The following is a 13,105-nucleotide window of genomic DNA, read 5'->3' on the forward strand; positions in this document are numbered from 1 at the left end:
AGATTCTTCGACAAATCATGCGCCAAGTAAGATCACCGCATAGTCCGTCGACCCCATGCATATCAAGTGCGATTGTCGGCATTCCCCGAAAGCGGCCCGGGATACCAGTCGCTTTTTTCACAACCGATGCCGGAAGGCGCGGCGACGCGGCGAACCCATGGCGTCTAGGCTGCGCCAGATTTCCGGAGCCGCCATTTTCATCATGCAGACCCATGACTTCATCATCGTCGGCTCCGGCTCGGCCGGCTCGGTTCTGGCCGACAAATTGTCGGCCTCGGGCCGCTTCTCGGTGCTGGTGCTGGAAGCCGGCGGCAGCGACCGGCGTTTCTACGTGCAGATGCCGCTCGGCTATGGCAAGACCTTCTTCGATCCCGCGGTGAACTGGAACTACAAGACCGAGCCGGATCCCGGCCTCGGCGGCAATGTCGACCACTGGCCGCGCGGCAAGCTGCTTGGCGGGTCGAGCTCGATCAACGCCATGGTCTGGATCCGCGGCGCCCGCGAGGACTTCGATAACTGGCGCGCCGCCGGCAATCCCGGCTGGGGCTATGACGATCTGTTGCCGGCCTTCAAGGCGCTCGAGGACAATGAAGCCGGTGCCGACGCATGGCGCGGCAGCGGCGGTCCCCTGCATATCAGCGACACAACTGATGCCGTCCACCCGCTGACGAAGCGCTATCTCACCGCCGGCCAGCAGGCCGGCCTGCCGCTCAACCCCGATTTCAATGGTGCTGCCCAGGAAGGCGTCGGCATCTACCAGATTTCGACCAAGAACGGCCGCCGCATGTCGGCCGCCCGTGCCTTCCTGCGCCCGGCGATGAAGCGCGCCAACGTGCGCGTGGAGACCAACGCGCTGGCAAGCCGCATCCTGTTCGAAGGCAAGCGCGCCGTCGGCATCGAGTATTTGCAGAACGGCCAGACCAAGACGGCCCGCGCCGGCCTCGAAATCATCCTGTCCGCGGGCTCGATCAACTCGCCGCAGATCATGCAGCTCTCCGGGGTAGGCCCGGCGGCGCTGCTCAAAGGCTTGGGCATCCCGGTCGTGCACGGCAACGAGAATGTCGGCGCCAATCTGCAGGACCATGTCGGCATCAACTACACCTTCAAGGGCAAGCTGCCGACGCTCAACCAGATCCTGCGTCCCTGGTGGGGCAAGCTGTTGGTCGGCATGCAATATATCCTGACCCGCTCCGGCCCGCTGTCGCTGTCGATGAACCATGGCGGCGGCTTCTTCCGCACCGATCCGGCATTCTCCCGGCCCAACATGCAGCTCTACTTCCAGGCCTTCTCGACCCTCATCCCGAAGAACGGCGAGCGTCCGATCCTGACGCCGGACCCGTGGCCGGGATTCTCCATCGGCCTGTCCAACTGCCGGCCATCGAGCCGGGGCCAGATCATGATCCGCTCCAGCAATCCCCTCGACTATCCCAAGATCGTCGCCAACGCCTATTCCACCAATGCGGACGTGACCGAGATGCTCGACGCGGTGAAGTTCGTGCGCAAGATCGCCTCGATGCCCGCCATGGCCGAGATCATCGCCGAAGAGGTGCTGCCCGGCCCGTCGATCCGGTCCGACGCCGACCTGATCACCGATTTCAGAAAACGCTCCGGCACCGTCTATCACCCGGTTTCGACCTGCCGCATGGGACCCGACCCCTCGCGCGCCGTCGTCGATCCGCGCCTCAAGGTGCACGGGCTCGAAGGCTTGCGCATCATCGACGCCTCGATCTTTCCCGACAACATCACCGGCAACACCAACGCCGCCTCGGTTATGACCGGGTGGAAGGGCGCCGAACTGGTTCTGGAGGACCACACATGAAGATCACCGACGTCAAGACATGGGTTGTCGGCAACCCGCCACCCGGCATTGGCGGCAAGTATTTCATCTTCGTCAAGCTCACCACCGATGGCGGCGTGGTCGGTTATGGCGAAGCCTACAACGCCACCTTCTCCGCCCATGTCACGGCCAAGCTCGTCGAGGACATGGCCGAGCGCTATCTGATCGGCCACGATCCGCACGACATCGAGAACTTCTTCCGCCGCGCCTATTCCTCCGGTTTCACCCAGCGCCCCGACGTGACCGGCATGGGTTGTTTTTCCGCACTCGAAATGGCCTGCTGGGACATCATCGGCAAGGAGGCCAACAAGCCGGTCTACAAGCTGCTCGGCGGCCAGGTGCACGAGACGCTTCGCTCCTACACCTATCTCTATCCGCACACCGGCAGCGTCCATTCCGAGGACGCGCCGGACGGCAGGAATGTTTACAACGACCCGGAGATGGCGGCGGCCTGCGCGCTCGAATATGTCGAGCAGGGATTCAATGCCGTCAAGCTCGACCCGGCCGGCCCCTACACCGCCTTCGACGGCCACCAGCCGCGCCTCGTCGATATCGATGTCTCCACCCGCATGATCAAGGCCATCCGCGAGGCGGTCGGTATCCGCGCCGATATCCTGTTCGGCACGCACGGCCAGTTCACCGCATCGGGCGCGCTGCGCATGGCGCGCGCCATCGAGCCCTATGATCCGCTGTGGTTCGAGGAGCCGGTGCCGCCCGACATGCCCGAAGTGATGGCGCAGGTCGCCCGCGCGACCTCGATCCCGATCGCCACCGGCGAGCGGCTGACGACCAAATCCGAATTTGCCCGTGTCATCGAGAACCGCGCCGCCACCATCCTGCAGCCGGACCTCGGCCGCTCCGGCGGCATTCTGGAAACCAAGAAGATCGCGGCAATGGCCGAGGCCTATCACATCCAGGTCGCGCCGCATTGCTATTGCGGGCCGATTGTCGGCGCCGCCAACATCCAGCTCGCGGTGACGCTGCCCAACTTCCTCATCCTCGAATCGCTGAAGCAGTGGGACGGTTTCCACGCCACGCTGTTGAAGAAGAAGATCGAGTGGCAGGACGGCAATGTCATCCCGTCGAAGGAGCCGGGCCTCGGCGTCGAGCTCAACGAGGCGGTCTGCGACGCCCATCCCTACACCGGCAAGGACCTGCATCTGCAGATGATGCAGACGCCGCTGATGCCGTGAGCGAGAGCTACGCCTTCATTGGCCTTGGCCATCTCGGCGGCAACCTTGCCGCCAGCCTGATCCGCAACGGCTTTGCCGTCACCGTCGTCGACCGCGACCCCGCAGCCGTCGAGCGCCTTGTCGCGCTCGGCGCGACGGCCGCCAACAAACCGGCCGAAGCTGCGGCGCGGGCCGGCAATGCCATCACGTGCCTGCCTTCGCCAAAAGTCAGCGAGGCGGTGCTGGCCGGCCCGGGCGGATTGCTGGAAGGGCTGCCCAGGGGCGGCATATGGATCGAGATGTCGACCAACGGCCGTGACGAGATTTTGCGGCTGGCCGCCCTCGCTTCGGCCAAGGGGATCGAGACGTTGGAATGCCCGGTCACCGGCGGTGTGCATCTGGCGGCCGTCGGCAAGATCACCGCGCTGGTCGGCGGTCACGCCACCCTCTACGAGCGTCACCGTCCGGCCATCGAAGCGATGTGCGCCAAGTCGTTCCTGATGGGCCCGATCGGCTCCGCGGCGGTAATCAAGGTCATCACCAACATGCTGGCCTTCATCCATCTGGTCGCCGCCGGCGAGGCGCTGATGCTGGCCAAGCAAGGCGGGCTCGACCTTGCGCAATCCTACCACGCCATCGTCGCGTCTTCAGGCAACAGCTTCGTCCACGAGACCGAAAGCCAACTGGTGCTGAACGGCTCCTACGATATCGGCTTCACCATGGACCTGGCGCTGAAGGACCTTGGCTTCGCGCTGACCATGGCCGAACAATCCGGCGTGCCGCTCGATCTGGCGTCACGCGTCAATGCGATTTTCGAGCAGGGCAAGGCGGCTTATGGCGGCGACGCCTGGTCGACCCAGATCGTTAAATTGCTTGAGGATACCGTCGGCACCGACCTGCGCGCGCCGGGTTTTCCGGCCAGGCTGGAAGTCGATCGGTGATCCGAAGACTACGCAGTTTCCTCCACTTGAATAGATAACCGGATTCAGTTCCGGAAAGACTTGAACCAGACCCTCAACGCCTTGATTCAATATCTCACCATCAACGCACCAGGCAGGATCTCGAAGGTCGCGGGTATGCGTCCGGGCGACTCGCCGTCTATGTCGACCAGCGCGCCATTCTTCTCGACGTCGCCGAGCGGTTCGACTACCACTTTCCTGCCGCGCAGGATGGTAATCGCTGGATGATTGCGGTGCCGCCCGCCATAGAGAAGGCGGATGTCCCAGATCAGCTTCAGCTTGCCCGCCGCGCGCAGGATGACGATGTCGAACTGTCCATCGGTCAGTTCCGCATCGGGCGCGATCATCATGCCGCCGCCGAAGAATTTGCCGTTGGCCACCGCCACCAGCGCCATGCGCGCCTCGACCGGCGTGCCGTCATCGACGGTGATCCGCACGTCCTGGAAGCGGTAGCGGATGAACTCGACCACGGTGCGCCACAGGAACAGCGCCTTGGCCGACATCCTGCCCTTGCGCTTGTCGGCATTGACGGCGCGGTCGGTGGCGCCCGACAAGCCAAGGCTGGCGATGTTGATGAAGTGGCGGCTGGCCAGCGCGCCATGGTCGTCGATATAGCAGATGCGGCCGGCATCCACCGCCCTGGCCTTCGCCTCGGCAATCCGTTTCAGCGTCGCGCCGATCTCTTTCGGCAGGCCGAGGCCGCGCGCGAAATCGATGCCGGTGCCGCAAGGCAGGAGGCCGAGCTCGGTTGTCCTGCCGCCCTCCTCTCGGGCCTGGAGCAAGCCGTCGGCCACCTCGCTCGCCGTGCCGTCGCCGCCGGCCGCGATCACCAGGTCGAAGCCGTTTGCCGCGAGATCGAGCGCCAGCCGCTCGGCGTCGCCTTCGGCCTGCGTCTCGCGCAGTTCGAAATCGCCGAAGTGCTTTTTCAGCGCGGCGGCGACGTCAGGCCAATGCCGTTTCAGCCGGCCGCCACCAGCAATCGGATTGAGCACCACCCCGACCTTCAAGTTTCGCCCTCCCCGGCGCCGGACATGGATGCCCGATCCTTTGCCGGCATTCAAACTCGTACCGGGCGGCGGAGCAAGGGCGCGTTCGGCCATGAATGCCAAAAAGCGCGGGGCAGGCTGTCCAAGGCGTTCGCGCTTGAACTTCCCTGGCTTCTGGCATTGGTCCCCGATAATCCCGCTATCCACAGGGGTCCGGCCATTCCCCAAACCCCTTACCCGGCGTAAGTTCAACCCATCTCAGGCGGCTACCGATCATCAAGCCGAAAGGCGAAGTGAAAGGCGGATTTCCTGAGGCCCGTACGGCCCGAAACGAGAGCAGGCTTGCTTGTTCAAGGGACGGAAGCCGAGACCTACGGGGCCGCGGAAAGCGTGCCAACGCCGACGGCGGACCGATGCTGCCATGAAGGACGGCAAAAACCTTCGATGGCACGCAGGGCAAAGCCCGCCAGGGCCAAGACCGGCGTGGTCTGGAACGGATGCTGCTCTCGGGTGGCTTCTGGCAGGACCGTCAAAATCAAGGCCGGCATGGCGCGACGACTTTACGGAAGTTGCTGCCGCGACCGTGTCCTGATCTGACAGGGAGGCGCTGGGAGAAATCCCGGCGCCGACTGTCTTTTAATTCCCTCAACGTTCTTTCCCGGCGAAGTTGCGGGCGCCGCTTCACCGTGCGCTAAAATCGGTTAGTATCGCCTTTCAGAGTCCGTTCGGTGACGTGCTCTAGACTGTTTCGAACTCGCTCTGGCGAGTCATATGGTGGTGGTTTCGAGAACCGGAGCGCAGCGGACATATGGGTCCGTGAGCTAAGGTCTACTGCGACGCAGTAGAACGCGGAAGCGCGGAAAACGCCATCAGATGGCCGCCGGAGCAGAGTTTCCAAACAGCCTGCTTGAAGGGGGATACTTTATGACGCTGATCCAGAAGCTTGCCGTCGCCTACGCGTTCCTGTTCTTCGGCGTCGTGGCCATCGGTTACATTCCGGCCTTCAACGACGCCGACGGCAATCTGTTCGGCCTGTTCTCATTGCAATGGTACGACGACCTGCTGCACGCCTTCTCCGGCGTCTGGGCGTTGGCTGCCGCCTTCATCTCGCATCGCCAGTCGGTGTTCTATTTCAAGCTGTTCGGCTCGGTCTACCTGTTCGACGGCGTGCTCGGGCTGATCACCGGCTCCGGCTGCCTCGATGCCGGTATCTTCATCAACGGCTTCCGCTCCCTCAACGACATCGAATTCCCTGCCCGCTTCTTCGCCAACCTGCCGCACATCGTCATTGGCGGCATCGCCGTCTATATCGGCTTCTGGCTGTCGAAGCGCATCTACGACCACTTCGCCACGGCCTGACGGGTCATGGTCCTGTTCCGCTTGATAAAGCGCATCATCAAGGCGATCCTCTGGCTGGTCGTGATCGTCATCCTGATCCCGATCGCCGGCCTCGCCTATGGCTTCCTGACGACGCCGGCGCTCGACAGGACGCCGCTGCCCGGCATTGCCGACGGCGCGCCGCCCAAGGCGCTGGCCGACAAGGTGCGCGCCGAAATCCCCGGCTACCAGCGGCCGGAGGAGTCGACCTTTCTCACCTACCCGGAATGGGCGATCGTCTACGCCGCGCGCGAATATGCCGGTTTCGTCGCCAAGGACCAGCCGAGCGGCTTTCCCTATTGGTCCTATGTCGGCCGCTTCTGGCAAGACTATGCCACGGTGATCCGCGCCAGCTCTCCCTACAAGTTCAACTACGCCAACCACCAGATGCTGGTCATCATCGGCACTAGCCATTCGATCGAGCATATCCTGCAATGGACCTATGAGAACACGGTCGGTCGTATCACCGAGGCGACGTCGGCCAAGCGCACGGCGGCCGACATCTACCAGGCCAAGGTGGCCGCGGAGTATGCCTCTTTCCTCGACCAGGTGCCGTGGTACCAGTTCCCCTATGCCGAGAAGCGCGCCGGGCTGTTCGCGGTGCAGCCGGCGCCTGGTGACAGTTCCATCCGCACCAGCGAACGCAAGCTGGCCTTCGGTCTCGCCGACACCATCAAGCAAGGCTATGCCGACCTGATCACCAAGGCGCTTGCGGCGACCGCCGACCCGGCCGTCCTCAACGTCCATGTTTGGGCCAAGGGGCCGGTCGGCGAAGCCACCCGCAACGAGCCCGACACCTTGCTGGAACGCGATTATGGCGTGGACGGCACCGTCTTCGTCACCAAGCGCTACCAGGTGTTCACCGACATGATCCCGCGGCTCATCGACAAGGGTGTCTCCTTTGTCGAGATCGGCGGCAATGACGAGATCATGGTCACGGTGCTGTCGACCGATTCCATCGCCATTCCCGAAGGCATGCGCATCCTGTTCAGCTATCCGCTTCCCGCGGATCCCTCGACACGCCGCACCGGTATGGTCGTGGCCGTGCGCAAGCTGCATCTGGTGCTGCCGTCGCTGATCAAGGCCGGCGCCAGGCTCGAACACGTCTACGATTATTGAGACCTTTCGGCCACGCTCGGCCGAGATCGGAGACTTGCCACGCTCATTCCATAATCGCGGCCAAATCCAGCCTTGTTCGCGCGCGATGGAATGAGGCAGTATCCTGAATGGGCTGCCGGGGGGTATCTCGAAGGGACGAGACCCGTGATCAAGACCGCCCTTGTCGCCATGACCATCGTCGGCTGCGACTGCGACGCCAAGCTGTGCGAATATATCGGCGAGACGCCGGCCAAATGGTCGACCATCGCCGAGTGCGAAGCCGCGATGAAAAGCCAGATTCTGCACGAGCGCAATTTCAACTATCCGCTGGTGTCCGGCATCTGCCGCGCCAAAGGCTCGGCGTCCTCCTCGCACCTTGCCGCGATCGCCTCGGGCCCGGAACTGAAGCCCGCCAGCCGGGCCGTCAGGACGGAAAGCCCGCTGCCGCCGGAGCTCAGCCATCGGCCGAGTGTCCCGGTCGGTTCGCCGACGACGGCTCTGGACGCGGCCGCTGCCCGGCCCGTCGCCTATGAACAGGTGGTCGATGGCGGAACCGGCGTGCTCTATCGCACGAAGAACGGCTACGCCGTGGTCAAGACCGATCTCGGCCGCGCCGCTTCGGCAACCGCCGACGCGGCAAAGCGCTCCGTGAACTGGCTGGCCGGCCTGATGCCGACCGGGCTGTAATCGCGCTAGCGTCTCGGCCGCTGGCCGGTTCTATCCAGCGGTGATAAGCCGCCCACTCTCCGTTTGGTCAATTCGACTTGATACATGCTTCGCGGATGCCGTCTCAGTCGCCATGCGTTGAGAGACATGATCAGCGCCAAATATCCGAACAGCGCAAAGAGGCCCCAAAAAAATCCAAACATGCTGATTGCGATAGAAATCACAAATCCAACTGCAACCACGACATAATATAAGATCGAGGCCCAGACATATTTCTCCATTTGGGAGCTACTCATCTATCTGTGGGTCCGGTTTGGCCATTCGCTTCATAGCTCACCAATGCTGAGCAATTCGTTCTTGAGAATATGTCAATGGAGCGGGGCGTCTTCAACCCACAGCCGAAATCAAAACTGAGACACTACCCCGCCGCTACATCTTTTACCTTCAGGCTCTCCAGAACTTGTCGATCAACGGCTGTTCGGTGCCCTGGTCCTCGCTGCCGACGCGCGTGATGAACAACGGCCCCCCTGATCGGCGAAGCCATAGCCGACGATCTCGAAATACGCGGTATCGGTGCGCGTCTTCACCTCGGCGCGGATGCCGGTCAGTTCCTTGCCGTCGGGAAGCTTGCGTGTCGTCGGCTGCTGCGTCAGTTCGGCGCCGGCCTGCACCGATTCCCCGGTCATCTCCTGCAGCATCAGCTGGTTGAGCGCCACCGGGTTCATCTTGCCGTATTCCTACACCACGACGATCGTGCCCAGCGCCGAAGCCATCAGATATTGCGTGATGTTTCGCCAAGATCGGTCTTGGTCGCCGACATGGTGCTTGGATGGTTGAAGGAGAAACTGCCGCCCGAAAAGGTGGCGAAATCGTTGCGTTCGAGCGTCACCTTGCTCTTCTTGCCGCCGGGCAGCGTCACGTCGGCGCTCTCGCCGGGATCGATATTGACCGCCACCCCGTCGATGGTCAAAGCCTTGAGGTCCCTCGGCGCCCGCCGGTCCAGCGCACAGCGCGATGAGGGTGAGTGCCGCCGCTGATACGTCTCCTAGCGTCAACCCCGCTCAGCGCCTTGATGGCCCGGTAGAAGGTCGAGGAAAACAATTCCGCCGGGTCGTAGTGCCGCTTTGCCGTTAGGAAGGCCGGAAGTTCGGGATAGGACGCCAGCAATTCCTTGGCCGTATAGTGCAGTTGGTAGGGCAGGAAGAACCGCCCGCCATGGTTGATCGTCACGTCGATCAGCGCGCGCGTCAGCGCCCGCATCTTGGCATTGCCATCGGCGTCGGCCGGCTGGTTGATATAGAGCACCAGCGAATAGGCCGGCTCCGGCGCATAGGTCAGCGCCACGTCCTCCTTGTGGACGATCCGCACCGAGGCGTTGAGCACCGGCAGGTCCTGGTTGCGCAGGATTTCGCGCGCTTCCGCGACGAATGGATTATAGCTCGCGCGAGGAATAAAATATTCGTGCAGTATGTCGGTCTCGCCCATGAGGTCGTTGAACAGATACGGCACCGAATCGTGCATCGGGTTGTTGCGGGTGACGAGACAGGCCTCGCCCTGGGCAAGCGCCGAGCTACGCGGCACCGTGCAGCTTTCGAATTTCGGCTCCAGCGTCTTTTCGGTGAACCATTTCAGTTCCTGGAACGCGCTGCCCCATTTGGCCATGTTCATGATCACCCGCTTCAGGCCAACGCCATCGGGTTCGCCGAGCGCCGGCTGGTCGGTTGGCGGCTGCTCCGCCACCTTATCGTAACGGTAGACGATCATGTCCTCGAGGAAATTACCCGGCGCCGTCGACAGATGCCCGTAGAACAGGCCGATGTCCTTGTTCGGCTCCAGCACCTCGGCGAAGAATTTCGGGAAATCGTCGGATTTGATGATCTCGCGCGAGGTGCGGTAGACGGCATTGTCGACGATGTCGAGCGTCGCCTCCAGCACCACGCCGAACAGACCGTAGCCACCGACGACATGTCGGAACAGCTCGATGTTTTCGGTTGGGGAGCAGATGGTCACCGACCCGTCTGCCATCATGACCCGCATCGAGCGGATGGAGCCGGCCACCGAGCCGGCCTGATGGTCCATGCCATGCGCGTTCACCGAGAGCGAGCCGCCGACCGAAAAAATGTCGGTCGACTGCATCGCCTTAACCGCGAAGCGCGGATGCAGCATGATCTGGATGTCGTGCCAGCACGCGCCCGGCTGCAAGGTCATGGTTTTGGCCACGGCGTCCACCGTAACCTTGTTGAACCTTCTCAGATCCAGAACCAGCGCATTGTCGTCGAAAGCATGCCCGCCCATTGAATGGCGGATGGCCGCCAGCGACACTTTCAGCCCGTTGGCGCGCGCGAAGGCGAGCGCCTTGGCGATATGCTCGTCCTCGCTGACCTCGACGACGCCATAGACCGGCGTCCTCGACAGGCCGCTGGCATCGTTGATGTCACCGCCTTTGGCCAGCCAGGGCAGCGACGGATCGAAGGCGGGCGGGCTCGCGATCGGCTTCAGCGGCAGCGCGATGCCGTCTACATCGGCGATACGTCCGGTGTTCTTCGGCCCTGACGGGCCGCGCGCAAGCCTCGCCACGGTGGCGCCGCCCCACAGCACGGCGCCGCCGAAGACGGCCGCGCCCAGCAGCAGCCGCCGCGACAGGCGAAATCCCTTTTGTTCCTCGGCCATGCAGATCCCCCGGCAGCCAAGGAATAGCGCGGCCTTTTGGCGAAAACCATAGCGTCGCTGCCGCAACGGCGTTCCGCCACCGTCGTCGCCTTGCGGTAAGTGTCCAAGCTAATGAAAATGGCCGGTTCCCCAAGGAACCGGCCAGATTGGAGCAGGGTCTCAGAGTCCGATCGGCAGTCTCTACGAGGCCTTCTTGATCGACGTCACCATGCCGGTCTTGTCGTCGACGGTCACCGCCACCTTGGCGCCGACCTTCAGTTTCCCGACCGACGCATCGGGCGAGAGCTGGTAGATCTTGCCGTCGTCGAGGGTGACCGACTTGGTTGTCGGATCGACCGCCTGGATTGTGCCCTGAACGGTCGCGGCATAGGCCGTGCCTAGGAAGGCGAGCAGAGCGGCGGTGGTTGCGAGGGTCTTCTTCATGGATAGCACTCCGTGCTGTTTCGGTTTTCCGGTACCGCTTGGGAGAGGGCAGCACCGAACGGCCGGAGACTGGAGCGGAAAGAGCACTGTCCGCAAATCACGTTGGATGTATTTTCGCAAGGAAATCATCGGCTTAATCCCGACACAATAGCCTCCTAGCCGCCGATGTCGACAGCTTACGCGCCCTTATGGAAGGCTCTTCCCCGCGCAAAAAGAGTCGTTTGCCGAATTGCGGCCGGCGCCATCGGCGATCACGTGGCCGCCGCAATCCCTTCCCGGCCGCATCACGAAACAGGACTTCGATTTTTTCATCGATACACGTTTTATGTCGCGAGCCGGCGCGATCCTCCTACCCGGCAAACACGAATCTGGCGCTCAGGTTGCAAACTCCAAGCGAACGCGAATTGGTGTCGCGCGTTGTCATAAAAGGGGACTTCCACGAAAATGGCCGTCCGGACCACGCTGTCCCCGATGCTGGCGACAACCCAGCCTGGCTGGCGCGCAAGGCGCCGAACCGGGCGATGACAAGACGCTGATCTTTGCTCCAGCGATCCCGAGATGACGGAGGCGATGCAAAGGCCCTTGCCAGCCTCGACGAGTTCCTGGCCTTGTCCGAAGCCCCTGCCTCCGCCGTCTGCGTGATGTAGGTCGACTATATGCGCGACGTGTACGGCTTCGACTGCTGACGACGCCGCCAGCTAAGCTTCGTCCTTCGCGCCGATCTTGCGCACAAGTGCCGCGGTTGCCAGCATCGCACCCAGGTCCGAAATCATCGGTGCGACATGGCTGGCATAGTCGAGCGGCACAGAAATATCAGGCAGTTCGAAGAAGTTCTTCGGTTGCGGCAGGAGCAGAAAACCGTCGCTGCCGTTGAGCGCGACACGCGCGGGTTCGTCCGGCCAGGTTTCGCCGAGCCATTTCAGCGCTTGCGCCAGGCGGCCGGTCACCAGCGGCCGCGCCGCCTCGACATTGTTGGTGCGGAACTCGTAGGCGGCGTCGAGCTCCGGCACGCCGGACGGCAGTTCCTGCATCTTGGCCGCGAACATGCCGCGGAAAAAGCCGATCACGCCACTTGCACGTCGCGCGGCGACCAATATTCCTGGAAACGGCTCGATGGTTTCGAAGGCTACGACGACGCCCTTGAACGTGGTGGCCTTGTTCTTGGTGGCGCCCCCGTCCCATAGGTCGGCTTCGTACAGTNCGTCGTCGAGCTCCGGCACGCCGGACGGCAGTTCCTGCATCTTGGCCGCGAACATGCCGCGGAAAAAGCCGATCACGCCGCTGGCACGTCGCGCGGCGACCAATATTCCTGGAAACGGCTCGATGGTTTCGAAGGCAACGACGACGCCCTTGAACGTGGTGGCCTTGTTCTTGGTGGCGCCCCCGTCCCATAGGTCGGCTTCGTACAGTTCAAACGCAAATCCGTCATAGCGTCCGGAGATGATATCGTCGAAGCGGCTCATGGTGAAACCGCCGACGGTCTCGCGCGGCAGTCGGTCGAAGGAATGCGGCGTCACGTCATGCTGGTAGCGCATATCCCCAATGAAGCCGAAGATGATCGGCATCAGCGTCTGGCGAAACGATTGCTGCAGCCTCGCCGCCGGCCTGATCGCCCGGAAATAGAGCACGATCGCCACCACGAAGCCGATGACGTAGAGAAATACGTGCGGCGTCGAGAACCATTGCTCGTTGGGATCGGCGACCTTGTTGAACAGCCAGGCAATGAGCGCCACGAAGACGACCACCAGGCCAACGAACAAGGGTACGCGCCACTTGGCCGCGCGTGCCACCGAGGCCCTTTTCGCTTCGTGGATCTCGATGTCTTTCTTGATGGCTGCGATAGCAGCCGCGTCCGGCATGAAATCCGCTGTTTCCATCGCCATCCCCCGCCGCCAGTATTGCGGCATGATATCCGTT

The 13,105-nt window shown here is 62.8% G+C and carries 12 protein-coding genes; 6 read left to right on the plus strand and 6 right to left on the minus strand.

The window, feature by feature from the left end; genetic code table 11:
- Positions 1 to 202 precede the first annotated feature (202 nt).
- From X742_RS165650 to X742_RS165640, 3 genes are read left to right on the plus strand one after another with little or no spacing between them, the layout of a single operon-like run.
- Positions 203 to 1,819, plus strand: a complete 1,617-nt coding sequence (locus X742_RS165650) for a GMC family oxidoreductase N-terminal domain-containing protein (RefSeq protein WP_023770234.1) — start codon at positions 203 to 205, stop codon at positions 1,817 to 1,819.
- Complete coding sequence (locus X742_RS165645; RefSeq protein WP_023770235.1) at positions 1,816 to 3,030, plus strand: mandelate racemase/muconate lactonizing enzyme family protein; 1,215 nt, start codon at positions 1,816 to 1,818, stop codon at positions 3,028 to 3,030. Before X742_RS165650 ends, X742_RS165645 begins: the two co-directional genes overlap by 4 nt.
- The gene (locus X742_RS165640; protein ID WP_023770236.1) at positions 3,027 to 3,950 is read left to right on the plus strand and encodes an NAD(P)-dependent oxidoreductase; all 924 of its coding nucleotides are present in this window, start codon (positions 3,027 to 3,029) and stop codon (positions 3,948 to 3,950) included. Before X742_RS165645 ends, X742_RS165640 begins: the two co-directional genes overlap by 4 nt.
- A gap of 86 nt (positions 3,951 to 4,036) precedes the next feature.
- Here X742_RS165640 and X742_RS165635 read toward each other — a convergent pair whose 3' ends face one another.
- Positions 4,037 to 4,975 carry a diacylglycerol kinase family protein gene (locus X742_RS165635; protein ID WP_023770237.1) on the minus strand — a complete coding sequence of 313 codons (939 nt, stop codon included), beginning with the start codon at positions 4,973 to 4,975 and terminating at the stop codon, positions 4,037 to 4,039.
- A gap of 903 nt (positions 4,976 to 5,878) precedes the next feature.
- Here X742_RS165635 and X742_RS165630 point away from each other — a divergent pair.
- From X742_RS165630 to X742_RS165620, 3 genes are all read left to right on the plus strand, one after another.
- A complete protein-coding gene (locus X742_RS165630; RefSeq protein WP_023770239.1) occupies positions 5,879 to 6,313 on the plus strand; it encodes a hypothetical protein in 435 nt (144 codons plus the stop codon).
- A gap of 6 nt (positions 6,314 to 6,319) precedes the next feature.
- The gene (locus tag X742_RS165625; RefSeq protein WP_023770240.1) at positions 6,320 to 7,450 is read left to right on the plus strand and encodes a hypothetical protein; all 1,131 of its coding nucleotides are present in this window, start codon (positions 6,320 to 6,322) and stop codon (positions 7,448 to 7,450) included.
- 144 nt (positions 7,451 to 7,594) lie between these two features.
- Complete coding sequence (locus X742_RS165620; protein WP_023770241.1) at positions 7,595 to 8,116, plus strand: hypothetical protein; 522 nt, start codon at positions 7,595 to 7,597, stop codon at positions 8,114 to 8,116.
- Between the two features lie 446 nt (positions 8,117 to 8,562).
- Here X742_RS165620 and X742_RS1000000175435 read toward each other — a convergent pair whose 3' ends face one another.
- The 5 genes from X742_RS1000000175435 to X742_RS1000000175445 all read right to left on the minus strand — a co-directional run bounded on the left by X742_RS1000000175435 (position 8,563) and on the right by X742_RS1000000175445 (position 13,065).
- Complete coding sequence (locus X742_RS1000000175435; protein WP_023770242.1) at positions 8,563 to 8,820, minus strand: hypothetical protein; 258 nt, start codon at positions 8,818 to 8,820, stop codon at positions 8,563 to 8,565.
- A gap of 47 nt (positions 8,821 to 8,867) precedes the next feature.
- A complete protein-coding gene (locus tag X742_RS1000000175440) occupies positions 8,868 to 9,065 on the minus strand; it encodes a hypothetical protein (RefSeq protein WP_023770243.1) in 198 nt (65 codons plus the stop codon).
- Entirely contained in the window at positions 9,062 to 10,765 is a 1,704-nt protein-coding gene (locus X742_RS165615) for an FAD-binding oxidoreductase (protein ID WP_023770244.1), read from the minus strand. Before X742_RS165615 ends, X742_RS1000000175440 begins: the two co-directional genes overlap by 4 nt.
- Before the next feature lie 180 nt (positions 10,766 to 10,945).
- The gene (locus X742_RS165610; RefSeq protein ID WP_015316128.1) at positions 10,946 to 11,188 is read right to left on the minus strand and encodes a DUF1344 domain-containing protein; all 243 of its coding nucleotides are present in this window, start codon (positions 11,186 to 11,188) and stop codon (positions 10,946 to 10,948) included.
- A 698-nt stretch (positions 11,189 to 11,886) separates the two neighbouring features.
- Positions 11,887 to 13,065, minus strand: coding sequence for a DUF3137 domain-containing protein (locus X742_RS1000000175445; protein ID WP_023770245.1), 1,179 nt, complete (start codon positions 13,063 to 13,065; stop codon positions 11,887 to 11,889).
- Positions 13,066 to 13,105 lie beyond the last annotated feature (40 nt).

Source organism: Mesorhizobium sp. LNHC229A00 (genome assembly GCF_000502415.1).
Lineage (GTDB): Bacteria > Pseudomonadota > Alphaproteobacteria > Rhizobiales > Rhizobiaceae > Mesorhizobium.

Coding starts and splice junctions, on each gene's coding strand:
- X742_RS165615 (WP_023770244.1), bottom strand. CDS start 10,765: ATGGCCGAGGAACAAAAGGGATTTCGCCTGTCGCGGCGGCTGCTGCTG.
- X742_RS165630 (WP_023770239.1), top strand. CDS start 5,879: ATGACGCTGATCCAGAAGCTTGCCGTCGCCTACGCGTTCCTGTTCTTC.
- X742_RS1000000175435 (WP_023770242.1), bottom strand. CDS start 8,820: ATGAACCCGGTGGCGCTCAACCAGCTGATGCTGCAGGAGATGACCGGG.
- X742_RS165610 (WP_015316128.1), bottom strand. CDS start 11,188: ATGAAGAAGACCCTCGCAACCACCGCCGCTCTGCTCGCCTTCCTAGGC.
- X742_RS165625 (WP_023770240.1), top strand. CDS start 6,320: ATGGTCCTGTTCCGCTTGATAAAGCGCATCATCAAGGCGATCCTCTGG.
- X742_RS165645 (WP_023770235.1), top strand. CDS start 1,816: ATGAAGATCACCGACGTCAAGACATGGGTTGTCGGCAACCCGCCACCC.
- X742_RS165650 (WP_023770234.1), top strand. CDS start 203: ATGCAGACCCATGACTTCATCATCGTCGGCTCCGGCTCGGCCGGCTCG.